The organism is Rhodococcus sp. ENV425, from assembly GCF_002887785.1.
Classification (GTDB): Bacteria; Actinomycetota; Actinomycetes; order Mycobacteriales; family Mycobacteriaceae; genus Rhodococcus; species Rhodococcus aetherivorans.
On sequence record NZ_PCZU01000286.1, the window covers coordinates 6,088 to 27,803 of the forward strand.

Below are 21,716 nucleotides of genomic sequence, written 5' to 3' on the forward strand. Positions count from 1 at the left end.
CCCGGCATCCACCCCCGCCACGAAGGAGACCACCACCGTGCCGCCGACCGCACCCGAACCGCAGACCGGCGCGACCCCGAAGCCGAAGGCGGCGTCGCGCCGGCCCAAGAAGCAGCCCGGCGTGACCGTCACCATCACCATCGACCCCGAGCAGGAGTGGACGGTCGGTGTCGCGCAGGGCACCCGGCGCCTGAGCAAGGCCAATCCCGTCAGCCCCGACGCCGTGGAGCGCGCCGTGCTCGAGCTCGGCGACGAGGCGGCCCTCGAGGCGGTCCGGTCCGTGATCGACGCGGCGCGCCAGGCCGCGGAGGAACGCGTCGCGCAGCTCAGCCGCGAACTCGAGGAGGCCAGAAAGGCGTTGGAGAGCCTGGGATCGGGCCCGACCGGGTAGTCTGATCCGCTGATGCGGCCGGAACCGGCCGGGCGGGAGGGCTCATGTTCAAGCGCGTTGCGATGGCGATCGTCGCGGGGGTCGCACTGCTGACAGGTGGGACGGGGGTCGCGGTGGCGGCGCCGCCGGTTCCGCTCGGGGGCGGGTCGGGCATCACGCTCGGCAACGGATCCGAGGATCTGTTCGACTGCACGCTCGCCACGATCGGCAACGACCGTGCCGGCCGGCTCGTCGGCTTCACCGCCGGCCACTGCGGCGGTCCCGGGACGACCGTGAAGTCCGAGGCGGACCCCGGGGCCGGGGTCGTCGGGCGCATCGTCGGCACCAACGAGGTGCTCGACTACTCGGTGATCGAGTTCGACCGCGGCCGCGTCGCGCCGGTGAACCGGGTCGGCAACGTCACCATCACCGGCGTCGGCACCCCCGTGGGGTTCCCCAACGTGGCGTGCAAGGAAGGCCGCACCACCGGCAACACCTGTGGTGTCGTGTGGGGCGACGTGTTCAATTCCCAGGAGACCTGGACGCAGGTGTGCGTCGTCGAGGGCGACTCCGGCGCCCCGCTGGTCGTCGGCACGACGCTCGTCGCGATGGTCAACGCCTACCTGCTCACACCGTGCATCGGCCCGGAGGTGGGCACCAACTTCGTCACGATCCTCGGCGACGTCGACGCCCGGGGCGGCGTCGGCGCGGGTTACCGCCCCATCTGACGTACAGGCGCGGGCTCGTCGGCCGGCTACGGGACCGACAGCGGTAGCGGCCGGCCGACGAGGCTTCGTCTCGGGGCCGGCAGGGCCGCGGCGATCTGCCGGATCTGCGAGACGGAATGGGCGTGCGGCGTCGCCACCATGGCCGGGATGCCGCTGTCGCCCGCCGCGCGAAGGTCGAGGTCGAGGGGCACCTGCCCGAGGAGCGGTGCCGCGACGGCCCGGGCGAGGCGCTCGCCGCCTCCGGTACCGAACAACGGTGTGCTCGCGTGGCACGACGAGCACACCAGCGCCGACATGTTCTCCACGACGCCGGCAACCGGCATCCGCAGATCACGCGCCATGCGGCCCACCCGTTGAGCGACGGTCTGGGCCGCCGGCTGGGGCGTGGTGACGACGAGGAGCGCCGCGTCCGGCACGAGTTCGAGCAGCGAGAGTGTCACATCTCCGGTGCCCGGTGGCAGGTCGATGAGCAGGACGTCGAGTTCACCCCAGTACACGTCGCGCAGGAACTGCTCGATCGCCTTGTGCAGCATGGGGCCGCGCCAGACGACCGGCTCGTCGTCGCGGACGAAGAACCCGACGGACATGAGGGCGACGCCGCACGCCTCGACCGGCAGCATCGTTCCGTGCAGGGCGACCGGTGCGCGGTGCACCCCGAACAGATGCGGAACGGAATAACCCCAGACGTCGGCGTCGAGAACGCCGACCCGCTTGCCCTGCTGGGCCAGCGCCACCGCGAGGTTGGCCGTGAGCGTCGACTTGCCGACGCCGCCCTTGCCGGAGGCCACGGCGTACACCCGGGTCGCCGAATCGGGACCGAAGGGGGGAGCGTCCTCTGGTCTCGTGCCGCGCAAGCGGGCGGCGAGCCGCCTCCGCTCGGCTTCGCTCATCGCCGTGAAGACGACCTCGACGCCGGTCACGCCGGCGACTGCCCCGGCGGCCGCGGTGACGTCGGCGGAGAGGGAGGCCTGCATCGGACACGAGGAGGTGGTGAGCCGGACGGTCACCCGGACGAGTCCGGAGCGATCGATCCTCACCTCGCCGAGCATGCCGGCCTGCTCGAGCGGCAGATGCAGCTCGGGATCCTCGACCCGGGCCAGCGCGGCACGCACCGCAGCCGCGGAGACCGCCGGGCCGGACGTCCTCCGCGACAGCAGGCTCATGTTCGCTCCTCCGTCCCGGGCGCGCGGAAGGCACGCCGGCGGGGTTTGACCGGGCGCATCAGGAACTCCGGGCGGCGCAGCCCGGACCGGCTGGGGCCGGGCCGGGTATATGCCAGCCAGGCGCGGTAGACCTCGCGGGACCGCCGGGTGTCCACCACCACGTCGCCGTACCGGTCGTCGGTGTGGGCCTTCTCCACGCGCACCTTCTGGTGCCAGCAGTGCATGCCCGACAGCGGGTCGGGGTGCACGGCGAAGGCGAGGTTCTGATGCACGCCGGGGTCTTCCCAGTAGATCCGCTCGCTGTCCGGGTCGTCGCTGCGGAACGGCTGTACGCCCTGCTTGTAGCGCAACCGCCACACCCCGTCTCCGTCGTTGTCGAGATCGACGAGGCCCATAGCCCAACGGGATCCGGCGTTCTCGGACGTGCGCCAGCGGCCCATGTGGTGCGAGAGCGCGAGGACGCCGGGGCGGATCGACTCGGTCGCCCACACACGGGCCACGAAGTACCCGATCTCGGTGTTGACCCGGACCAGGTCACCCGTGCCGACGCCGAAGCGCGCGGCGTCCGAGGGATTCGTCCACAGCGGATGCGTGTTGCTGATCTCGTTGAGGTACTTCGCGTTCGCGGACCGAGTATGGACCAGGGTCGGCAGGCGGAAGGTCGGCACGAGCACGATCTCGTTGTTCGCCGGGTCGATCGAGCGGTGCCCGACGTGGGACTCGATGTAGCCGGGCGTGGCGTACTCCTCCCACCCGAAGTCGACCATGGTCTCGCTGAACAGCTCGAGTTTGCGCGACGGGGTGAGCCACCCGGCGGTCCTGCTGCCGTCCTCGTGGACGACACCGACGGCACCCGCCTCGCCGACGAGCGGCGGGGTCGAGTCCAGGGTGACGGGTTTGCGCAGCACCCCGTGCTCGTCCGGGTCCGCCCCCTCGGTCTCGGCGGCCGTCAGCGGCCGCTCGTCGAGCCGGTAGGTGTCCTTGGCGACCTCGAAGACGCCGTATCTGCGCATGTACTCCAGTGGGGTGAGCCCTTGGTCGGCCGCGGCCTTCGGCAGGCCGGGCACGCTGTTCTCGAACACCCACCGGTAGTACTCGTCGACGGTGACCTTCTGCCCGGGCCGGTAGGGGGATTCGAAGAACTTGCGGATGCCGAGGCTGCCGTCGGGGTCGATGCGCCAGGACAGCTCGAACCAGAACTCGTTCTCCTCCCACACCTCTCCGGGATTGGACTCGCGGGAGTCGGACACGCTCCGGCCCATGCGCTCGAGCGCCACCCGGGTGACGGGCTGGCGGAATCCGAGCCACTTGCCGGCGTACTGCTCGTAGGACTGGGTGTCGTGCCGCTCGGTGCTGTGCCCCATGGGCAGGACGTAGTCGGCGAAGGTTGCCGTCTCGGACCACGTGGGGGTGAGTGCGACGTGGCAGCCCACGAGCGATTCGTCGGTCAGGGCCTCCAGCCAGCTGAAGCCGTCGGGGTTGGTCCACACCGGGTTGTAGACGCGCGAGAAGTACATCGACAGCGTGCCGCGGCCGTCCTGGAGCAGATGCGGCAGCAGGATCGACATCTCGTTGGTCGACAGGGGGAACTCGGGGGGCCAGAGCAGCTCGTTCCAGGACTCGTGTCCCTGGGGCAGGTTCGGGCCGTGGGCGATGATCTTGTCCCAGCCGTTGGGGCTGGTGCCGCCCTTGGTGCCGACGCTGCCGGTGAGGACGTTGAGGAAGAACAGGGCCCGCGAGACCTGCCACCCGCCGAGGTTGCCGGCGGTCGCCGCCCGCCACACGTGCGCCGACAGGGCCGAGCCGGCGGTGGCGACGATCCGGGCGAGTTCGGCGATCTGCTTCTCGGGTACCTGCGCCTCCTGCGCGGCGAAGGCGAAGGTGAAGCAGGCGTAGTCCTCGGTCAGTGCGCCGACGAACACGTCGAAGTCGTCGGCGGGCAGGTCGGGGTGGCGGTGCTTCATGTAGGTGGGCCAGTTCACCCAGCGGCGCAGGAATGCCCGGTCGATGTGGCCGGTGCGCAGCAGGTACGACGCGACGGACAGCAGGATCGCCGCCTCGCTGCCGGGCCACGGGGCGATCCACAGGTCGGCGTGGGACGCGGTGTTCGACAGCCGCGGATCGAGCACGACGACCTTGGCGCCGCCCTCGACCTTGCCCTCCATGATCCGCTGCGCGTGCGGGTTGAAGTAGTGCCCGGTCTCGAGGTGGCTCGAGATCAGCAGGATGACCTTGGCGTTCGCGTAGTCCGGTGAGGGCCGGTCGTAGCCACCCCACAGGGCGTAGCCCAGCCGGGCGCCGGCGGAGCAGATGTTGGTGTGGCTGTTGTGTCCGTCCACCCCCCACGCCAGCAGGAACCGCTCGGCGAAGCCGTCCTCGCCGGGTCGGCCCACGTGGTAGACGACCTCGTCCCGGCGGTCCTCGACGATGGCGGCCCGGATCCGGGCGGCGATGTCGTCGAGGGCCTCGTCCCAGCCGATGCGCTCCCACTGCCCACTGCCGCGGGCACCGACGCGCTTGAGCGGGTACAGGATGCGCTCGGGGTCCTTGATCTGGTTGATGGTCGCGGGACCTTTGGCGCAGTTGCGTCCGCGTGAGCCCGGATGCGCCGGGTTCCCCTCGAGCCGCTTGATGGACAGGTCGGACTTGTCCACGTATGCGAGCAGGCCGCACGCCGATTCGCAGTTGAAGCAGGTGGTGGGCACCAGCATGTATTCGTGCGGCACCTTACGAGGGTGGGCCTTGGCGTCGTATTCGACGTGGTGGTCCCAGTTTTCGACCGGAGGAAAGTTCCGCAGCCGCTCGTGCGTGCGCTGACCGGGCAGCGCCGACCCGGTCGGGGTGTGCTCCGTCTCGGCAGTCATGGGGTTCCCTTCGGGTGGGTGGTCGGGTGCCGGTCGGGCCGCTCACGACAGGGGTGGGTCCTGGCCCGCCCGGACGAACGCAGTCTCGTAGGCCAGCAGTGAGATCTGCGTCAGCAGGCCGGCCGCGACGAGGAGGGCGGCACCGGCGGAGCCGTTCCACGACGGGGCGGCCAGTGCGGCCGCCACCACTGCCGGGACGATCGCCCCCAGCCAGAACAGCCGGGCGTAGCGGCCGCGGGTGATGATGTGCGCGGCCAGGGTCGCCTGCCGGCTGGCGTGCCGGCCGGAGTACTCGATGACCAGCATCAGCAGGTGCAGTCCGGTCGAGAGCACGAAGACGCGCACGAGGAAGCCGACCGCCCCGTCGGAGAGACCCGCGAACGGCGCGACGACGAGCAGCGCCCCGGTCCCGACCATGGCGGCCTGAACCAGCAGGTGCCAGAACAACAACGGTGACTGCCACAGGTCGCGGCCCTCGGCCTGCCCGAAGAGGAATCCGGTGTAGCCGGCGACCAGCGCGCCGGAGGCCAGGGCGGCCCAGGCGAGCACGGTTGCGCCCCAAGCCGATCCGAGGAAGGCGGCGAGGACCCACAGGGCGGCCACCCCGCCGAAGGCGGCCAGCGCGTAGGCGCCCCACACGAGCCACGAGGACCAGTTGGATCTCAGGAAGATGTAGAGAAAACGCTCCGGCCGCTTCAGGTCCCAGATCAGCAGGACTCCGGTGAGGGCTGCGCCCGCCATGGCCACTGCGGGCGCCGCGTAGTCGCCCAGCCACCCCAGGTCGATGCCCAGGATGTGGGCCAGCCCCGCGACGGCGAGGGCGCCGGCGGCGACGGCCTTGGTCCACAGGTAGGTCGTCACGCGCCATCCCCACGGCCGGGGATGCGCGGTGTTCAGCGTGGTGCGAGCCTTCGTGGTGCGATCCCCGGGCAGGTCGGCCGCGGTCTCGCGGCGGTGCGCGTCCGGCTCGGCCCAGATGTAGGTGTCGGCGACCGGGGCGACCAGCGGATCGAGGACCGCCCGGTCGGCACCGAGATAGAAGACGTTCGGCCCGGTGTTCTGTTCCGGCGAGCGCACGGCGGTCTGCTGCGTGCTGACCAGGGTGGCGATGCCGCTGGTCGGGTCGTCGAGGTCGCCGACCCAGATCGAGTGGGTGGGGCACACCACGACGCAGGCAGGCTCCATGTCGTTGTCGACGCGGTGCGCGCACATGTTGCACTTCGCCGCGGTGTGGGTGTCCTGATCGATGTAGATGGCGTCGTAGGGGCACGCCTGCATGCAGCTCTTGCAGCCGATGCAGCGCTCGTTGTCGAAGTCGACGATTCCGTCGTCGCGCTTGAACAGCGCGCCGGTGGGGCAGATCTTCACGCACGGTGCGTCGGTGCAGTGGTTGCAGCGCATCACACCGAAAGATCTTGTGGTGTTCGGAAACTCACCCGCGTCGACGTACTTCACCCACGTGCGGAACTGGCCGAGCGGCACCTCGTGCTCGGTCTTGCAGGCGACCGTGCAGGCGTGGCAGCCGATGCACGTGCGCTGATCGATCGCGAAGCCGTAGCGCACCGTCTCACTTCTTCCGGATGAGGTAGCGGTGGACGCCGTCCTCGCTGTTGTTGTCCAGCAGTTCGTTTCCCGTGTCGGTCGCCCACGACGGGATGTCGCGTTTCGATCCGCCGTCGGTGGCCTCGACGAGCAGGATCTGCCCGGACTCGAGCTTCTTGATCGCACGCGAGGCGAGCAGCACGGGCATCGGGCATTTCTGTCCCTTGGCGTCGACGACGACGTCGATCTGGTAGTCCACGGTCCGCTCCTGGGTTCCGAAGGGTCAGATGAAGAGGCTGATCTGGGACCTGCTCATCGCGGACAGGGCGGTGGCGGCACCGACGGGCTCGCCCACTCCCTCGAGGAGCTGGTCGCGGCGAAGGCCCAGCAGGTCCATGGTCATCTCGCACGGCCACAGGTTCACGCCCAGCTCGGTGCACATCTCGACCAGCTCGGCCGGGTGGGCCACGTTCTTCTGGCGCGCAAGTCTTTTCATCATCCAGGGCCCGGCGCCGGCCAGGTGGAGCTTCGACAGCTTCATGTGCCGCATGCCCGGCCGGTTCATGCCGGCCAGCGCCTTGGTCATCGCGTCGGTGCCGGTGATCCGGACGTCGTCGCGCACCAGGGGGAACAGTCCCCAGAAGGTGAAGAAGATCGTCGTGGACATGCCGTAGGCGGCGCCGGTGGAGCCGAGGATCAGGGTTGGCCACATTCTGTCCAGATCGCCGCTCCACGCCACGATCGTCATGCTCTCCGGGGCGTCGTCGACGTCACGCTGCGGGTTGTCCGACATGCGCCGGCCCCTTTCGTGGTTGCCGGGGAGGCCTCGTGCGGCCTTCGCGCGGAGTGTTGCGATATGTGATCCAGAACACTACATTCGTGTATGCGCATACCGCAAGATGGTTCGGAAAGTCACCCTCCCGGTGTGCGGACCACCCGCCCGTTTCGTCCCTGGGAGGACACGTGGCCGATACCGTCACAGCGTTGGAACTGTTTCGCGAGCTCCAGGCGGGCACCGTTCCCGAGATCCTCGACATCCGTAGCACCGAGGATTTCCGGGCCGGCCGGATCGAAGGACCCCGGCCCGTTCCCACTCGCCACGTCCCGGTCTATCGGGTGATGGAAGAACTCGAGGAACAGGCCGCCGTCACGCGGGCGGGCGCCGTCGTCGTCTGCGGACAGGGCAACGGCTCCGAACTGGTCGCCGAGGAGTTCGAGACGCTGGGCCTGCGCACCCGCTCCCTCGAGGGCGGTACCGACGCGTGGAACCGGCTCCTCGTTCCCGTCGAGATCACCGGACTCCCCGGCGACGTGCGCATCTGGCAGTTCCAGCGCCCGGCGAAGGCCTGCCTGTCGTACCTCGTCGGCGTGCCCGGCGGCCGCGGCATCGTCGTCGACCCCGCCAGATCGACCGAGGCATACCTGGAACTTGCTCGAATGCAAGATGTTTCGATCGTGCACGTCGTGGACACCCACGTGCACGCGGACCATGTCAGTGGTGGCCCGGCACTGGCCGCCCGGCTCGATGCGGAGTATCACCTGCCGCCGGAGGACGCCGGCGGCATCGTCCCGTTCCCCAACCGGCCGCTGAAGGAGGGTGACGCACTCGACCTGGGGTCCACCGTCGTCCGGGCCATGACCATGCACCTGCCGGGCCACACCCCCGGCACGACGGCGCTGCTGGTCAGCGATTCGGTCCTGCTCGTCGGCGACACCGTCTTCGTCCGGGGACTCGGCCGGCCCGACCTGACCGGCCGGGCCGAGGAGCTGGCGCGGGATCTGTTCCGCAGCGTGCACGACAGGCTGCGCCCCCTCGACCCGCGAACGATGATCGCCCCGGCCCACTGGTCGAGCAGCGAGGAGATCAACGCCGAAGGACTGGTCGTCACCACGTTGGAGGAGGTTTTCACCGCCACACTGCTGAACGAGCACGCCCTCGAACGCTTCGTCGAGCAGATCGTGAACTCGCTGCCCGCAGCCCCGCACACCTACGAGACGATCCGCCGCGTGAACGCCGGACAACTCGCCCCCGCCGACGACGAGCTCGAGGTCCTCGACGTCGGCCGCAACCAATGCGCGGCAGCCACCTCGCTGAAGACCGCCCACTGAGCGGTGCGGCCACCGACGGCACCGTCGCGCTCGCCGGGCCGGCGCCCCGCCGCGATCCGCTGCCGCCCGGCCGGCGCACCTATAATCGGCACCCGACGCTCGGTTCGGAGGGGTGATGGAACAGGACATCGCGGCACAGTTGCAGGAACTCCACGCCCGAGTCTGCAAGGCCATCGCCGACCCCAAGCGACTGCTCATCATCAACGAGCTGCGGGACGGCGAACTCAGCGTCGGTGACCTGTGCGAGGCGCTGGGCTTCAGCCAGTCCAACGCCAGCCAGCATCTGTCCGTTCTCCGCGAGCGCGGCATCGTGAACGCGCGACGTTCCGGCAACAACGTCTTCTATTCGCTGCGCAGCCGGAAGATCGTGCAGGCGGTGGACCTGCTCCGGGAATTCCTGGCCGAGGACCTGGCCGACCAGGCGATCCTGCGGGGCGCCCTCGACGGCCGGGACGTCGACCTCGGCCTCGATCTGTAGGGCGCCGTCGCGCAGGCCGATTCTCCACCGCCTCGACGGATCCGCGAATCGGGTCAGCCGCAGACCGCGCCGCTCGACGCCGAACCGACCAGCTTCGTGTACTTGGCCAGCACCCCGCGGGTGTAGCGGGGAGGCAGCGGCTCCCACCCCTGCCGGCGGGACGCGAGTTCGTCCTCGTCGACCAGCACGTCGAGGGTGCCGTTCGCGACGTCGAGGCGGATCGGGTCGCCGTCGCGGACGAAGGCGATCGGGCCACCGTCCACCGCCTCGGGAGCCACGTGCCCGACGCACAGGCCCGTCGTGCCGCCGGAGAACCGCCCGTCGGTGAGCAGCAGCACGTCCTTACCGAGGCCGGCACCCTTGATCGCGCCGGTGATGGCGAGCATCTCCCGCATTCCCGGCCCGCCCTTCGGGCCCTCGTACCGGATCACCACCACGTCTCCCGCGGTGATCGTGCCGTCCTCGAGCGCGTCCATCGCGGCACGCTCGCGCTCGAAGACCCGGGCGGTGCCCTCGAACACCGACTCGTCGAACCCGGCGGACTTCACCACCGCGCCGCCCGGGGCGAGGCTGCCCTTCAGGATCGTGATGCCCCCCGTGGGATGGATGGGTTCGCTCAGTGCGCGCAACACCTTCCCGTCCGGGTCGGGCGGAGCGATCTCGGCCAGGTTCTCGGCGACGGTCCGCCCGGTGACGGTGAGGCAGTCGCCGTGCAGCAGGCCCGCGTCGAGCAGGGTCTTCATGATCACCGGCACGCCGCCGATGCGGTCGACGTCCTGCATCACGTGCCGGCCGAACGGCTTGACGTCGGCCAGGTGCGGGACGCGCGCACCGATGCGGGAGAAGTCGTCCAGGCTCAGCTCGACCTGCGTCTCGTGCGCGATCGCGAGCAGATGCAGCACCGCGTTGGTCGACCCACCGAACGCCATCACCACGGCGATCGCGTTCTCGAACGCCTCCTTCGTGAGGATGTCGGAGGCGGTGATGCCGCGGCGCAGCAGGTTCACCACGGCCTGCCCGCTGCGGCGGGCGTACCCGTCGCGGCGGCGGTCCGTCGCCGGCGGCGCCGCGCTTCCCGGCAGCGACATGCCGAGCGCCTCGGCCGCGCTGGCCATCGTGTTCGCCGTGTACATGCCGCCGCACGCGCCCTCGCCGGGGCAGATGGCCCGCTCGATCGCGTCGACGTCCTCCCGGCTCATCAGCCCGCGGGCGCAGGCGCCGACCGCCTCGAAGGCGTCGATGATCGTCACGTCGCGTTCGGATCCGTCGGACAGCTTCGCGACGCCCGGCAGGATCGACCCCGCATACAGGAACACGGCCGCCAGGTCGAGACGCGCGGCGGCCATCAGCATTCCGGGCAGGGACTTGTCGCATCCTGCGAGCAGTACCGACCCGTCGAGCCGCTCCGCCTGCATGACCGTCTCCACGCTGTCGGCGATCACCTCCCGCGACACCAGCGAGAAGTGCATCCCCTCGTGGCCCATCGAGATGCCGTCGGAGACGGAGATCGTGCCGAACTCGAGTGGATACCCGCCGGCGGCGTGCACGCCGTCCTTGACCGCCTGCGCCAGCCGGTCCAGCGACAGGTTGCACGGGGTGATCTCGTTCCACGACGAGGCCACCCCGATCTGCGGCTTGCCCCAGTCGTCGTCGCCCATGCCGACCGCGCGGAGCATGCCGCGCGCCGCGGTCTTCTCGAGGCCGTCGGTGACGTCGCGGCTGCGGGGCTTGATGTCCGGCTCGGTCGCGCTGCTCGCCTCCGGCTCGGTCGGCGTGCTCATCGCGTTCCTCCCGACCGGGGATCACGCCCGGTCAGCGCCAGCAACCGGTCCTGCACGGCCGCGTCGTCGGGCACCGGCACGGGCGGCGCGAACAGCCCGCTCGCGGCCAGCATGTCCCGCTGCGGTTGTATGTCCTCCCACACGGCCGCCACCAGGTCGGGATCGAGGCGCTCGTCGGCCCCCACGGCCCGGGCCAGGTCCCACGTGTGGATCGCGATGTCCGCGACCTGCTGCCGCAGATAGTCGCGGACGGGCACCATCCCGTAGGACAGGTGCACCTGCTTGTCCGGGTCGGTGGACGCCCACGCGACGGAGGCGTCGACGGCGTGCCGGTCCCATTCGGCGGACAGGTCGTCGCCGAGCGGGTCGAGTTCGGCCTCCGCCTCGGCGATCGTCCTGCCGGCGAGCAGCGGCGGCACCCACCGCTGCTCGTCCACGACGTGCCGGACCAGGGTGGCGACGTCCCATTCGGTGTCGGGGGTGGGGGCGGACCAGTCGGTGACCGCCGAGAGCCGGCTCTCGAAACCTTGCCGGGCGATGTGCTGCAGTTCGAGCCAGTCGTACGACATGGATTCAGCCTAGGCGGGCGGTGGCGGCGGCACCGGGTTTCCCGGCGTGCGGCGGCCCGCGATGTTCGGAAGGATCGGTGTCGCCGCACCTGGTGCGGTCCCCCGATCGTCCGGACAGTACTGGAGTAGTCATGCCCGTCCCCACCGTCGACCTCGCCCCCGGCCTGACCGTCAGCGCACAGGGATACGGCGCGATGTCGGTCTCGCCCGCCTACGGACCCGTCGATCTCGACGAGGCCTTGGCGACGCTGCATCACGCCGTCGACCTGGGGGTCACGTTTGTCGATACCGCGAACGTCTACGGCGACGGCACCAGCGAACGGGTCGTCGGGAAGCTGCTGCAGGACCGCGGCGACGAGGTGCAGGTGGCCACGAAGTTCGGGCTCGTCGGTGCGCTGGGCAGCGGTAATCGCGGCATCGACGGCCGTCCCGAGTACGCGAAGAAGGCCCTCGACGAGTCCCTCGGCCGGCTCGGGGTGGACCGCGTCGACCTGTACTACCTGCACCGTGTGGACCCGGACGTGCCCATCGAGGACACGGTCGGCGCGTTGGCCGAGCTGGTGCAGGCCGGCAAGATCCGGCACATCGGGTTGTCCGAGGCCACCGGCGACGAGCTGCGCCGCGCGCACGCCGTGCACCCGATCGCCGCGATCCAGTCCGAGTGGAGCATCGTCTCCCGGGACGTCGAGAAGAACGTCGTGCCGACCGCCGCCGAGCTGGGCATCGGCTTCGTGCCGTACTCGCCGGTCAGCCGAGGTCTGCTCACCGACGCGTTCGATGCCGCCCGGATCGGGGAGAAGGACCTGCGCCGGCGCTTCCCCCGATTCGCCGCCGACGCGCTGCCCGCGAACCTGCAGGTGCGTGCCGCGGTGCGCGCGGTGGCCGACGAGGTGGGCGCGACGATCGCGCAGGTGGCGCTGGCGTGGCTCGACGCCAAGGCGCGGCAGTTCGGGCTGCCGTCGGTGGCGATCCCGGGCAGCCGCTCCGCCGCGCGGGTCACCGAGAACGCCGGCGCGCTCGACGTGCGTCTCACCGACGAGCACGTCGCCAGGCTCGACACCCTCGCCGACGCGGTCGTGGGTGGGCGGGCCGCGGACCCGACCTGGGTGTCGTGGGGCCGGGAGTGACTACCGGCGGGTAGTCGCGTCGCCGCGTAGGGGCGTTTCATCATGAAACGGGGTTGGTGGGTGTGGGGCGTGGGTGTCCTCGCCTATGTCGTGGCCGTCATGCATCGCACGTCGTTCGGCGTATCCGGACTCGCCGCGACCGAACGCTTCGACATCACCCCGGCCGTGCTGTCGGGCTTCGTGGTCCTGCAGATCGTGGTGTACGCGAGCATGCAGATCCCGGCCGGGGTGCTGCTCGACCGGTTCGGTTCCCGGGTGATGATCGCCTCGGGTGCGGCGATCATGGCGGTGGCGCAGCTGGTGCTGGCGTTCACCGAGTCCCTGCCCGCCGCCTATGCGGCCCGCGTCTTCGTCGGGGCGGGCGACGCGCTGACCTTCATCTCGGTGCTGCGGCTGGTGCCGGTGTGGTTCGACACGCGGCGGGTGCCGCTGGTGTCGCAGCTGACCGGCATCCTGGGGCAGCTGGGTCAGGTGCTCTCGGCGCTGCCCTTCGTGCTGATCCTGGGCGGAGCGGGGTGGAGCGCGGCGTTCGCGAGCGCCGCGGCGCTCGGCGTGCTCGCCTGCGTGCTCGCGGTCGCAGTGGTGCGCGACGCGCCGCCGGGGGTGGTCGTGCGGACCGAGGCTGCCGGGATGCGGCAGGTGCTCGGGCAGATCAGGGTGGTGTGGCGCAGACCGGGCACACGGCTCGGCTTCTTCACCCACATGGGCACCCAATTCTCCATCACCACGTTCGCGTTGCTGTGGGGCGTGCCGTACCTCCAGTCGGCGCAGGGCCTGTCCGCGGCGGCCGCCGGTTCGCTGCTCACCCTCTCCGTGGTCTCGGCGATCGCGGCCGGCCCGGTGCTCGGGATCCTCAGCGGCCGGTTCCCGCTGCACCGATCGTGGCTGGTGCTGTCGATCATGGTGAGCAACGCCGCGATGTGGACGGTCGTGCTGCTGTTGCCGGCGCCGGCCCCGATGTGGCTGCTCGTCCTCCTGATCGTGACCATCTCGGTGGGCGGACCCGGGTCTATGATCGGATTCGACTATGCGCGGACATTCAACCCGAGCACCGCGCTCGGCACCGCCCAGGGCATGGTCAACATCGGCGGATTCCTGGCGTCCCTGCTGGTGATCCAGGCGATGGGGTTGATCCTGCAGCGTCTCGGCGGCTACACCTTCGAGGCGTTCCGGGTCGCCTGGCTGGCGCAGTATCCCGTGTGGGTCGTGGCGATCATCGGGGTGCTCGTCACCCGCGGCAAGGCCCGCCGCGAGGCGGGCGTGTCGCCGCGGACGCTGCGGGAGGTGCTGCGCGACGGTCGTCGCGCGGGGCCGGCGAATTCGCAGACGCGGATCGAGGAGGCTGGCGATGACGGGGAGCGGACCCGGGCGGACTGACATCCTCCGGCGGGATCTGGCTCGGTTCCTGAAGACCTGCGGGTTCGGTGTCGAAGAGTTGCGGACGAAGATCGACATCGTCCGCAGCGAGTTCGCCGACACCCACGGTTACGATCCCGTCGAGCATGCCGAAACGTGGCTGACCACGCCCGACTCGGTCCTGGACGAGGCCGATCCACCGCTGCGGGTCGAGGACCTCGGGCGGGACGTCGCCGGGATCCGGCTCACGTGCGCCGTCACCGCCGACGTGTACCGCGTACGGGACCTGCTCGTCGCCCGGCGGGACGTGCGGGTGATCGAGGCGAGGGACTACATCAAGCGCGCCGGCCCGGACGGGTACCGCGGGCTGTGCCTCGTCGTGGAGGTGCCGGTGGCGTCGACCGGCCGGGTGCGGACGGTGTACGTGGAGGTGCAGATCCGCACCGGGGTCATGGAGTCGTGGGAGAGCGTGGCGACGCGGCTGCGCACCGAGTTCGACGGTCACGTCCCGCGGGAGATGCTCGACGAACTGCGCGCCGCCGCGGAGAGCGCCCGGGATCTCGACTCGCGGATCGGCGCGTTGCAGCGGCACGTGGAGGAGCGGTCCGAGGCGGACCGGGACGCACCCCCGGCGTAGGTCCGCTCGCCCGGCGTGGCCGCGCGCGGACGGCACCGATGCGCGCGGGGGATCACGGATACGACGAACCCCGCCGCGAGCGCGTCGCGACGGGGTTCGTGCTGCGGGGCTCAGTTGTAGCTGTAGAAGCCCTGGCCGGTCTTGCGGCCGAGGCGGCCGGCGTCGACCATGCGGCGCAGCAGCGCCGGGGGCGCGTAGTGCGGCTCGGCGAACTCGTCGTACAGCGACTGGGCGGCGTTGAGGGTGACGTCGAGACCGACGGTGTCGATGAGGGTGAGCGGGCCCATCGGGTAGCCGCAGCCGCCCTTCATCGCGGCGTCGATGTCTTCCTTCGTCGCGTAGCCCGACTCGAGCATCCGCACGGCGGACGTCAGGTACGGGATCAGCAGCGCGTTGACGATGAAGCCGGCGCGGTCGCCCGCGCGGACCGTCATCTTGCCGAGGGTGTTCTTGACGTAGTCGAAGACGGCGTTCGCCGTCTCCTCCTCGGTGGTCAGCGCCGAGATGATCTCCACCAGCGGCATCACCGGCACCGGGTTGAAGAAGTGCACACCCACCACCTGTCCCGGGCGCGACGTCGCCTGGGCCATCTTGATCACCGGGAGCGACGACGTGTTGGTCGCCAGGATGCCGGAGGGCTTCACGACCGCGTCGAGCTTGGTGAAGATGTCGACCTTGAGCGACTCGATCTCGGGTGCCGCCTCGATGACGAGATCACGGTTGGCGAGATCGGCGACATCGGTGGTGACCCGAACCCGCGCGATCGCGGCGTCGGCCTCCTCCTGCGTGATCTTGCCGCGGGCGACGCCCTTGCCGATCGAGCCGGAGACGCGCTTGCGGGCCGCGTCGGCGAACTCCTCGCTGGTCTCGAGCACGATCACGTCGCTGCCGGCCTTGGCGCACACCTCGGCGATGCCGGCCCCCATCGTGCCGCCACCGACTACACCGATCAATTCCACTGCCACGGGAGATTCTCCTCGATACGAAGGTTGGACCAGGGTGAACTTACTGCCGCCGCGTCAGCGGAGCAGCGCGCGGGACATGACGACCCGCTGGATCTGGTTGGTGCCCTCGTAGATCTGGGTGATCTTGGCGTCGCGCATCATCCGCTCGACCGGGAAGTCGGTGGTGTAGCCGGCACCGCCGAACAGCTGCACGGCGTCCGTGGTGACCTCCATCGCGACGTCGGAGGCGAAGCACTTGGCGGCGGAGGAGATGAAGCCCAGGTTCGGCTCCCCGCGCTCGGCGCGCGCCGCGGAGGTGTACACCATCAGGCGTGCCGCCTCGACCTTCATGGCCATGTCGGCCAGCATGAACTGCACACCCTGGAAGTCGGAGATCGGCTTGCCGAACTGCTTGCGGTCCTTGGTGTAGGCGATCGCCGCGTCGAGCGCACCCTGCGCGAGGCCGACCGCCTGCGCGCCGATGGTGGGGCGGGTGTGGTCGAGGGTCGCGAGGGCGGTCTTGAAGCCGGTGCCGGGCTCGCCGATGATGCGGTCGCCGGGGATGCGGCAGTTCTCGAAGTACAGCTCGGCGGTCGGGGAGCCCTTGATGCCGAGCTTCTTCTCCTTGGGGCCGACGACGAAGCCCTCGTCGTCCTTGTGGACCATGAACGCGGAGATGCCGTTGGCACCCTTGTCGGGGTCGGTGACGGCCATGACGGTGTACCAGCTGGACTTGCCGCCGTTGGTGATCCAGCACTTGGAGCCGTTGAGGATCCAGTCGTCGCCGTCGGCCTTGGCGCGGGTACGCATGCCCGCGGCGTCGGAGCCGGCCTCCCGCTCGGACAGCGCGTAGGACGCCATGTCGCCCTTGACCAGGTCGGGCAGGACCTTCTGCTTGAGCTCCTCGGAGCCGGACAGGATCAGGCCCATGGTGCCGAGCTTGTTCACGGCCGGGATCAGCGAGGACGAACCGCAGACGCGGGCGACCTCCTCGATGACGATGCAGGTGGCGACCGAGTCGGCGCCGTCGCCGCCGTACTCCGTGGGGACGTGGATCGCGTTCAGGCCGGACTTGTTGAGGGCGTCGAGGGCCTCCTGCGGGAAGCGGGAGTTCTCGTCGACGTCCTTGGCGTAGGGCGCGATCTCCTTTTCGGCCAGCGCGCGGATGGCGGCGCGGAGCTCATCGTGCTCCTCGCCCAGCTTGAACAGACCGAACTCCGGGTTGAAGGCCATGACGGCGGACTCCTATCGGCACGCAGTGCCAGTTCTTGTTTGGGTGTCGCATCCATCCTACTGAGTGGAGGGCTCGCGACGTCACGAAATCGGTTCCAGTGAACCACGGCACTCAGTGCCACGTCAATGGGGGTGGTGGATCGTCGGCCTCCCCCTGACGTCAGTCCGACGCCGCCTCGAGCTGCGCCTGCACCTGGCGGGCGACCTCCGCGGGCGACGTGCCCGGGGGATAGGTCACCACCGTGATCGCGCGCTCGGCGTCCCGCGCCGGACCGACGGCCGGCGCGGCGCTCTGCCCCGGTGCGACACCGAACGAGCGCCGCACCTCGAGCAGCGCGCGGCGCAGTTCCTCAGCCGTCGCGGACTCGTCGCCGCGGATCATCGCGCGCAGCAGGAAGTTGTGCGTCGCGGTCATCGCGGCCGCGAAGCTGACGATCCGCACCCCCGACTCCGACGGCACCGCCGAGCGCAGGTAGTCGGTGAACAGCCGCTCGTAGCGGTACGTCGTGACCAGCTCCCGCTCGCGCAGCGCAGGCACCCGCTGCACCACGCGATACCGCCACACCGCAAGCTCCCGCTTGTCCCGGAAGTGCCCGAACACCAGCTCGGCGGCCTCGGCGGCGGCCGCCCACGGATCGTCGAAGTTCCCCGACAGATAGTGTCCGACCTGCTCGAGCAGCGATTCGTGATCGGCGAAGATCACGTCCTCCTTCGAGCGGAACTGCCGGAAGAAGGTCCGTCGCGACACTCCCGCGGCCGACGCGATCTGCTCGACGGTGGTCGACTCGTAGCCGTACTCGGAGAACAGGCGGATCGCCTGCGTCACCACGTGCACCCGGAACTGGGCGGGATCGGGGCCGGTCGCGTCGATGCGGCGGGCGGAGTCGGGACCGAGTGCCATGGTTCTCAGTATCCAATCCGCGGTATCGAAGTCGAAACGGCCGCGCCGCCGGACCCGGCGGCGCGGCCGGCGTCAGGCCTGCGCCGAGTGCGCGGCCCGCAGCTCGAACTTGAGGATCTTGCCGGTCGGCGTCCGCGGCAGATCCAGCGGGAACACGATCTCCCGCGGCACCTTGTACCCGGCGAGCAACGTGCGCGTGTAGGAGATCAGCTCCTCGGCCGTCACGGTCTCGCCCTTCTTCAGGATCACGAACGCCTTGGGACGCTCGCCCCACTTCTCGTCGGGCACGCCCACCACCGCGACGTCCAGCACGGCCGGGTGGCTGACGATGGCCTGCTCGACCTCCACGGTGGAGATGTTCTCGCCGCCGGAGATGATGATGTCCTTGGCGCGGTCCTTGAGCTGGATGTATCCGTCCGGGTACATCACGCCCAGGTCGCCGGTGTGGAACCAGCCGCCCTTGAACGCCTCCGCCGTGGCCTCCGGATCCTTGAAGTACCCCGCCATGACGTTGTTGCCGCGCAGCACGATCTCGCCCATCGTCTGCCCGTCCGCGGGCACGTCGTTCATGTTCGCGTCGACGACCCGTGCGTTCTCCGCCTGCAGCATGCCCACGCCCTGCCGCGACAGGAGCGCCGCGCGTTCCTCGGCGGGCTTGTCGTCCCACGAGTCCTGGTATTCGCAGATCGTGTACGGCCCGTAGACCTCGGTGAGGCCGTACACGTGCACGACGGTCACGCCGATCGCCTCGAGCTGCGCGATCACCGTCGGCGACGGGGGCGCGCCCGCCGTGGTGATCCGCAGCGGCCGGTCCAGCCGGTGGGCCTGCGGGGCCTCGGCGATGGTCGAGCACACCGCGGGGGCGCCGCAGAGGTTGGTCACGCCCAGGTTGTCGATGGCGTCCCAGATCGCGTCCGCCCGCACGGCCCGCAGGCAGATGTGCGTGCCGGCGGCCGCCGTCACGGCCCACGGCGTGCACCAGCCGTTGCAGTGGAACATCGGCAGGGTCCACAGGTACTGCGTCTTCCCGTCGAACCCGTTGTGGAACGTCTCGCCGAAGGAATTGAGGTAGGCGCCGCGGTGCGTGTACATCACGCCCTTCGGCTTGCCGGTGGTGCCCGACGTGTAGTTCAGGGTGATGACCTGCTCCTCGTCGTCGACGCCCCAGTGCAGCGGGGTGTCGTCGAGGTCGTCGGCGGCGGCGAGGAACTCGTCGTACCGGGTGGTGACGATCCCGGCCGGCACGTCGGGGTACGGGACCGTCGAATCCGGCACCTCCACGACCGCCGTCAGCGACGGCACGCCGGCCGTGACACCGGCGACCGACCCCACGAACTCCGAGTCGACGAACAGCAGCGACGCCTCGGCGTGCCCGAGGATGTACTCGAGTTCGGGCCCGGCGAGCCGGGAGTTCAGCGCGATCAGCACGCCTCCGGCGAGCGGCACCGCGAAGTGCGCGATGAGCAGTTCCGGCACGTTCGGCGCCAGGAAGGCCACCCGGTCACCCGGCTGGATCCGGCTGCGCAGGACGCGGGCCAGGCGCTGCGCCTCGTCGGCGAACTGCGCGTACGTGTAGCGGCGGTCGCCGTGGACGATCGCGGTGCGGTCGGGGAACACGGACGACGAACGCTCGAGGAACCGCAGGGGGCTGAGCGGGGTGTGGTTCGCCGTTCGGGCGGTGGGGACGGACGTGGGGGTGGGCACGGATACCTCCGGGACTTCGGCACTCGGTCGGTGTACGCCATTGTGATCGCTGCAACACCGGAACGGGTGGAGGTTATGAGTCACGACAGATTCCCCGCTACCCTCCGAAGTGGGTATTCGCGGTCTCGGAGGTGGTTCCGGTGAGGTCTGTGTCGACGAACCCAGCGTCGACGAGCACGGCGTCGACGAACCCGGCATCGACACGGGTCGGGACGCCGAATGTTGCGGCGACGCGCCAGGGCCCGCACGCGCACCTGCGGCCGAGCGACGAGGACGCCCTGCGCGCCGAGCTGCGGCAGCTGCAGATCTCGACCGGGATGCCCGTGCTGTTCGGTGGCACCGTGCACGGGGGGGACATGCTGCTGTCCGGTTTCGTCGGCACCCGCAGCGGCATCCTCCGCGACCTGGTGATCAGCTCCGAGTGCGGACTCGGCGGCAAGGTGGTCGCCGAGCAACGGCCCGGTGCGGTGTCGGACTACTTCAACTCCCCCCAGATCTCCCACGAGTACGACCGGGAGGTCGCGGGGGAGGGCATCGAGTCGCTGCTCGCCGTTCCGGTGGTGGTGCGCCGCCGCACCCGCGCCGCCCTGTACGGCGGCCTGCGGACCAGCCTGCCGATCGGCGACGTGGTCGTCGAGCAGGTGATGCGGTCGGCCCGCAGGCTCGCCCGCGAGATCGAGATCCGGGACGAGGTGGACCGGCGGGTCGCCCTCATCGACAACGCCCGCGCCGCCGCCCCGTCCGCCGTGTCCGCGTCGGTGTCGGAGGGCATCACCGAGAGCTACCTGGCCCTGCGGGAGATCGCGGCACAGACGTCCGACCCGGGGATCGAAGCGCGCCTGCGGGAGGTCGAGGAGAAGCTGCGGACGCTGACCGGCGGGGCGGCCACACCGACGGTGCGGCTCTCGGCGCGGGAACGGGATGTGCTGGCGTACGTGGCGCTCGGGTGCCGCAACGCCGAGATCGCCGAGCGGCTGTCGCTGAGCGTGGAGACCGTCAAGAGCTACATGCGCAATCTGATGGGCAAGCTCGAGGTCGGCAGCCGGCACGAGGCGGTCGTCGAGGCCCGTCGGCAGGGCCTGTTGCCCTAGCAGGGCTTTGTCGCAGCCCACCTCCGGAGCGGACCGGGGCGGATTCCCGGCTCGGCGCCAGCCGGTAGCGGTGGGCAGCGCCGACATCGGATGGGTTCTTCAGCAGATCTTCACCGGATCTCGTGCTGGGCTACAGCGGTGGGCACCTACGGTGAGTGCGCCCGCCACAACCGCGGTGGAAGAAGGCGCCGGTGGCGCGTGCACGCCTTCGAGTGTCCGAGGTGAGAGATGGCTGCATCCGAGTCCGGTTCCCCGGAGTCCACGGCCGATTCGGCGCAGTCGTCGTTGCTGGCGGCTGATGGGATCGAGAAGAGCTTCGGTCGCGGCTGGTGGCCGCGACGGCACCGCACCCCGGTGTTGCGCGGGGCGGACCTGGTGCTGCGCCCCGGGGAGGTTGTCGGGCTGGCGGGGGAGAACGGCTCGGGCAAGTCGACGCTGATGAAGATTCTCGTCGGGGACCTGCGGGCCGATGCCGGCTGTGTGCGCCGTCCGCGGCGGCTGGGCTACTGCCCGCAACAGCCGGTGGTCTACGAACGGCTCACGTGCGACGAGCACTTCGAGTTGTTCGGTCGGGCGTACCGGATGAGCCCGGAAGTTGCGCACCGCTCGCGCGGCCACCTGTACGCCACGTTGGGGTTCGACCGCTACGCCGGCACCCGTGCCGACCGGTTGTCGGGCGGGACGCTGGCGAAATTGAACCTGGGGCTGGCGCTGCTGGCCGATCCGGAGGTGTTGTTGCTGGACGAGCCGTATGCCGGGTTCGACTGGGACACCTATCTGCGGTTCTGGGAGATCGTGGCGCAGCGTCGGCAGGCGGGCCGCTCGGTGTTGATCATCAGTCATTTCGTGGCGGACGAGCAACGGTTCGATCGCATCGTCGATCTGCGGGAGGGCCGGACGGTGCCGCGATGAGCCTCGCCCCCACCGTGCGGTCGGCGGTCGGCGACGTCCGGGCGCTGATCGGCCGGTTCCTGGCCGACTATGTCCGCAACCCGGTGAACCTGCTGGTGCTGGTGATTGTGCCTGTGGTGTTCGTGATCGTCGCGGCTGGAGCGATGGCCGATGCGGCCAGGCTGCTCGGTGGCGCGGGCGGACCGGCGGTGGAAACGGCGACGGCCG

20 protein-coding genes and 1 pseudogene are annotated in these 21,716 nt (G+C 70.2%); 10 read left to right on the forward strand and 11 right to left on the reverse strand.

What is annotated here, in order from left to right; translation table 11 throughout:
• Together CQZ88_RS32000 and CQZ88_RS27370 are read left to right on the forward strand one after the other, a co-directional pair.
• Positions 1-391, forward strand: a 391-nt coding sequence (locus CQZ88_RS32000) for a DUF6319 family protein (protein WP_258008825.1), incomplete at its 5' end; no start/stop codon positions are given.
• Positions 392-435: 44 nt separating this feature from the next.
• Positions 436-1,098: a hypothetical protein gene (locus CQZ88_RS27370; RefSeq protein WP_006930345.1), complete on the forward strand. Its 663-nt coding sequence runs from the start codon at positions 436-438 to the stop codon at positions 1,096-1,098.
• A 26-nt stretch (positions 1,099-1,124) separates the two neighbouring features.
• On the opposite strand, the gene CQZ88_RS27375 is transcribed toward CQZ88_RS27370, so the two are convergent.
• The 5 genes from CQZ88_RS27375 to CQZ88_RS27395 are packed head-to-tail and all read right to left on the reverse strand — an operon-like array spanning position 1,125 to position 7,460.
• Positions 1,125-2,261 carry an Mrp/NBP35 family ATP-binding protein gene (locus tag CQZ88_RS27375; RefSeq protein ID WP_102800583.1) on the reverse strand — a complete coding sequence of 379 codons (1,137 nt, stop codon included), beginning with the start codon at positions 2,259-2,261 and terminating at the stop codon, positions 1,125-1,127.
• Entirely contained in the window at positions 2,258-5,125 is a 2,868-nt protein-coding gene (locus CQZ88_RS27380; RefSeq protein WP_102800584.1) for a molybdopterin-dependent oxidoreductase, read from the reverse strand. The genes CQZ88_RS27375 and CQZ88_RS27380 overlap by 4 nt, the downstream gene beginning before the upstream one ends.
• 42 nt (positions 5,126-5,167) lie before the next feature.
• Positions 5,168-6,688 carry a 4Fe-4S dicluster domain-containing protein gene (locus CQZ88_RS27385; protein WP_102800585.1) on the reverse strand — a complete coding sequence of 507 codons (1,521 nt, stop codon included), beginning with the start codon at positions 6,686-6,688 and terminating at the stop codon, positions 5,168-5,170.
• Between the two features lie 4 nt (positions 6,689-6,692).
• Positions 6,693-6,926, reverse strand: a complete 234-nt coding sequence (locus tag CQZ88_RS27390) for a sulfurtransferase TusA family protein (protein ID WP_029546361.1) — start codon at positions 6,924-6,926, stop codon at positions 6,693-6,695.
• 24 nt (positions 6,927-6,950) lie between these two features.
• Positions 6,951-7,460: a DsrE/DsrF/DrsH-like family protein gene (locus CQZ88_RS27395; protein WP_006930336.1), complete on the reverse strand. Its 510-nt coding sequence runs from the start codon at positions 7,458-7,460 to the stop codon at positions 6,951-6,953.
• 191 nt (positions 7,461-7,651) lie between these two features.
• Between CQZ88_RS27395 and CQZ88_RS27400 the strand changes: the two genes are divergently transcribed.
• On the forward strand, positions 7,652-8,776 hold the full coding sequence (locus tag CQZ88_RS27400; RefSeq protein WP_231772402.1) for an MBL fold metallo-hydrolase: 1,125 nt from the start codon (positions 7,652-7,654) through the stop codon (positions 8,774-8,776).
• A 115-nt stretch (positions 8,777-8,891) separates the two neighbouring features.
• Positions 8,892-9,254 carry a helix-turn-helix transcriptional regulator gene (locus CQZ88_RS27405; protein ID WP_006930324.1) on the forward strand — a complete coding sequence of 121 codons (363 nt, stop codon included), beginning with the start codon at positions 8,892-8,894 and terminating at the stop codon, positions 9,252-9,254.
• Positions 9,255-9,307: 53 nt separating this feature from the next.
• Here CQZ88_RS27405 and ilvD read toward each other — a convergent pair whose 3' ends face one another.
• Together ilvD and CQZ88_RS27415 are read right to left on the reverse strand one after the other, a co-directional pair.
• Positions 9,308-11,035: a dihydroxy-acid dehydratase gene (gene ilvD / locus CQZ88_RS27410; protein WP_102800586.1), complete on the reverse strand. Its 1,728-nt coding sequence runs from the start codon at positions 11,033-11,035 to the stop codon at positions 9,308-9,310.
• Positions 11,032-11,604 carry a TIGR03086 family metal-binding protein gene (locus CQZ88_RS27415; protein WP_050035973.1) on the reverse strand — a complete coding sequence of 191 codons (573 nt, stop codon included), beginning with the start codon at positions 11,602-11,604 and terminating at the stop codon, positions 11,032-11,034. Before CQZ88_RS27415 ends, ilvD begins: the two co-directional genes overlap by 4 nt.
• Before the next feature lie 131 nt (positions 11,605-11,735).
• Here CQZ88_RS27415 and CQZ88_RS27420 point away from each other — a divergent pair, with 131 nt between their 5' ends.
• The 3 genes from CQZ88_RS27420 to CQZ88_RS27430 are packed head-to-tail and all read left to right on the forward strand — an operon-like array spanning position 11,736 to position 14,724.
• Positions 11,736-12,731, forward strand: a complete 996-nt coding sequence (locus tag CQZ88_RS27420; RefSeq protein ID WP_050035972.1) for an aldo/keto reductase — start codon at positions 11,736-11,738, stop codon at positions 12,729-12,731.
• Between the two features lie 42 nt (positions 12,732-12,773).
• Entirely contained in the window at positions 12,774-14,108 is a 1,335-nt protein-coding gene (locus CQZ88_RS27425) for a nitrate/nitrite transporter (protein WP_102800587.1), read from the forward strand.
• Positions 14,080-14,724 (forward strand): GTP pyrophosphokinase family protein, encoded by a 645-nt coding sequence (locus CQZ88_RS27430; protein ID WP_050035970.1) that lies wholly within the window; start codon positions 14,080-14,082, stop codon positions 14,722-14,724. The genes CQZ88_RS27425 and CQZ88_RS27430 overlap by 29 nt, the downstream gene beginning before the upstream one ends.
• A gap of 110 nt (positions 14,725-14,834) precedes the next feature.
• Here the strand turns inward: CQZ88_RS27430 and CQZ88_RS27435 are convergent, their stop codons facing one another.
• The 4 genes from CQZ88_RS27435 to CQZ88_RS27450 form a co-directional block, all read right to left on the reverse strand.
• Positions 14,835-15,683, reverse strand: coding sequence for a 3-hydroxybutyryl-CoA dehydrogenase (locus tag CQZ88_RS27435; protein WP_102800588.1), 849 nt, complete (start codon positions 15,681-15,683; stop codon positions 14,835-14,837).
• A gap of 60 nt (positions 15,684-15,743) precedes the next feature.
• Positions 15,744-16,901, reverse strand: a complete 1,158-nt coding sequence (locus tag CQZ88_RS27440; protein WP_006930317.1) for an acyl-CoA dehydrogenase — start codon at positions 16,899-16,901, stop codon at positions 15,744-15,746.
• Between the two features lie 160 nt (positions 16,902-17,061).
• Positions 17,062-17,802 (reverse strand): TetR family transcriptional regulator, encoded by a 741-nt coding sequence (locus tag CQZ88_RS27445; RefSeq protein WP_006930316.1) that lies wholly within the window; start codon positions 17,800-17,802, stop codon positions 17,062-17,064.
• Positions 17,803-17,874: 72 nt separating this feature from the next.
• A complete protein-coding gene (locus tag CQZ88_RS27450) occupies positions 17,875-19,506 on the reverse strand; it encodes an acyl--CoA ligase family protein (protein ID WP_065922031.1) in 1,632 nt (543 codons plus the stop codon).
• 254 nt (positions 19,507-19,760) lie between these two features.
• Between CQZ88_RS27450 and CQZ88_RS27455 the strand changes: the two genes are divergently transcribed.
• From CQZ88_RS27455 to CQZ88_RS32005, 3 genes and pseudogenes are all read left to right on the forward strand, one after another.
• Complete coding sequence (locus tag CQZ88_RS27455) at positions 19,761-20,597, forward strand: LuxR C-terminal-related transcriptional regulator (protein WP_037202046.1); 837 nt, start codon at positions 19,761-19,763, stop codon at positions 20,595-20,597.
• 228 nt (positions 20,598-20,825) lie between these two features.
• Entirely contained in the window at positions 20,826-21,509 is a 684-nt protein-coding gene (locus CQZ88_RS27460; RefSeq protein WP_238406621.1) for an ATP-binding cassette domain-containing protein, read from the forward strand.
• A pseudogene (locus CQZ88_RS32005) lies at positions 21,506-21,716 on the forward strand (ABC transporter permease); the annotation flags it as partial. The gene CQZ88_RS27460 and the pseudogene CQZ88_RS32005, both read left to right, overlap by 4 nt.

What these genes read in the sequence shown, in the direction of transcription:
- CQZ88_RS27370 (WP_006930345.1), top strand. Translation starts at nt 436, where the DNA reads ATGTTCAAGCGCGTTGCGATGGCGATCGTCGCGGGGGTCGCACTGCTG.
- CQZ88_RS27375 (WP_102800583.1), bottom strand. Translation starts at nt 2,261, where the DNA reads ATGAGCCTGCTGTCGCGGAGGACGTCCGGCCCGGCGGTCTCCGCGGCT.
- CQZ88_RS27380 (WP_102800584.1), bottom strand. Translation starts at nt 5,125, where the DNA reads ATGACTGCCGAGACGGAGCACACCCCGACCGGGTCGGCGCTGCCCGGT.
- CQZ88_RS27395 (WP_006930336.1), bottom strand. Translation starts at nt 7,460, where the DNA reads ATGTCGGACAACCCGCAGCGTGACGTCGACGACGCCCCGGAGAGCATG.
- CQZ88_RS27405 (WP_006930324.1), top strand. Translation starts at nt 8,892, where the DNA reads ATGGAACAGGACATCGCGGCACAGTTGCAGGAACTCCACGCCCGAGTC.
- ilvD (WP_102800586.1), bottom strand. Translation starts at nt 11,035, where the DNA reads ATGAGCACGCCGACCGAGCCGGAGGCGAGCAGCGCGACCGAGCCGGAC.
- CQZ88_RS27415 (WP_050035973.1), bottom strand. Translation starts at nt 11,604, where the DNA reads ATGTCGTACGACTGGCTCGAACTGCAGCACATCGCCCGGCAAGGTTTC.
- CQZ88_RS27420 (WP_050035972.1), top strand. Translation starts at nt 11,736, where the DNA reads ATGCCCGTCCCCACCGTCGACCTCGCCCCCGGCCTGACCGTCAGCGCA.
- CQZ88_RS27425 (WP_102800587.1), top strand. Translation starts at nt 12,774, where the DNA reads ATGAAACGGGGTTGGTGGGTGTGGGGCGTGGGTGTCCTCGCCTATGTC.
- CQZ88_RS27430 (WP_050035970.1), top strand. Translation starts at nt 14,080, where the DNA reads ATGACGGGGAGCGGACCCGGGCGGACTGACATCCTCCGGCGGGATCTG.
- CQZ88_RS27440 (WP_006930317.1), bottom strand. Translation starts at nt 16,901, where the DNA reads ATGGCCTTCAACCCGGAGTTCGGTCTGTTCAAGCTGGGCGAGGAGCAC.
- CQZ88_RS27445 (WP_006930316.1), bottom strand. Translation starts at nt 17,802, where the DNA reads ATGGCACTCGGTCCCGACTCCGCCCGCCGCATCGACGCGACCGGCCCC.
- CQZ88_RS27460 (WP_238406621.1), top strand. Translation starts at nt 20,826, where the DNA reads ATGGCTGCATCCGAGTCCGGTTCCCCGGAGTCCACGGCCGATTCGGCG.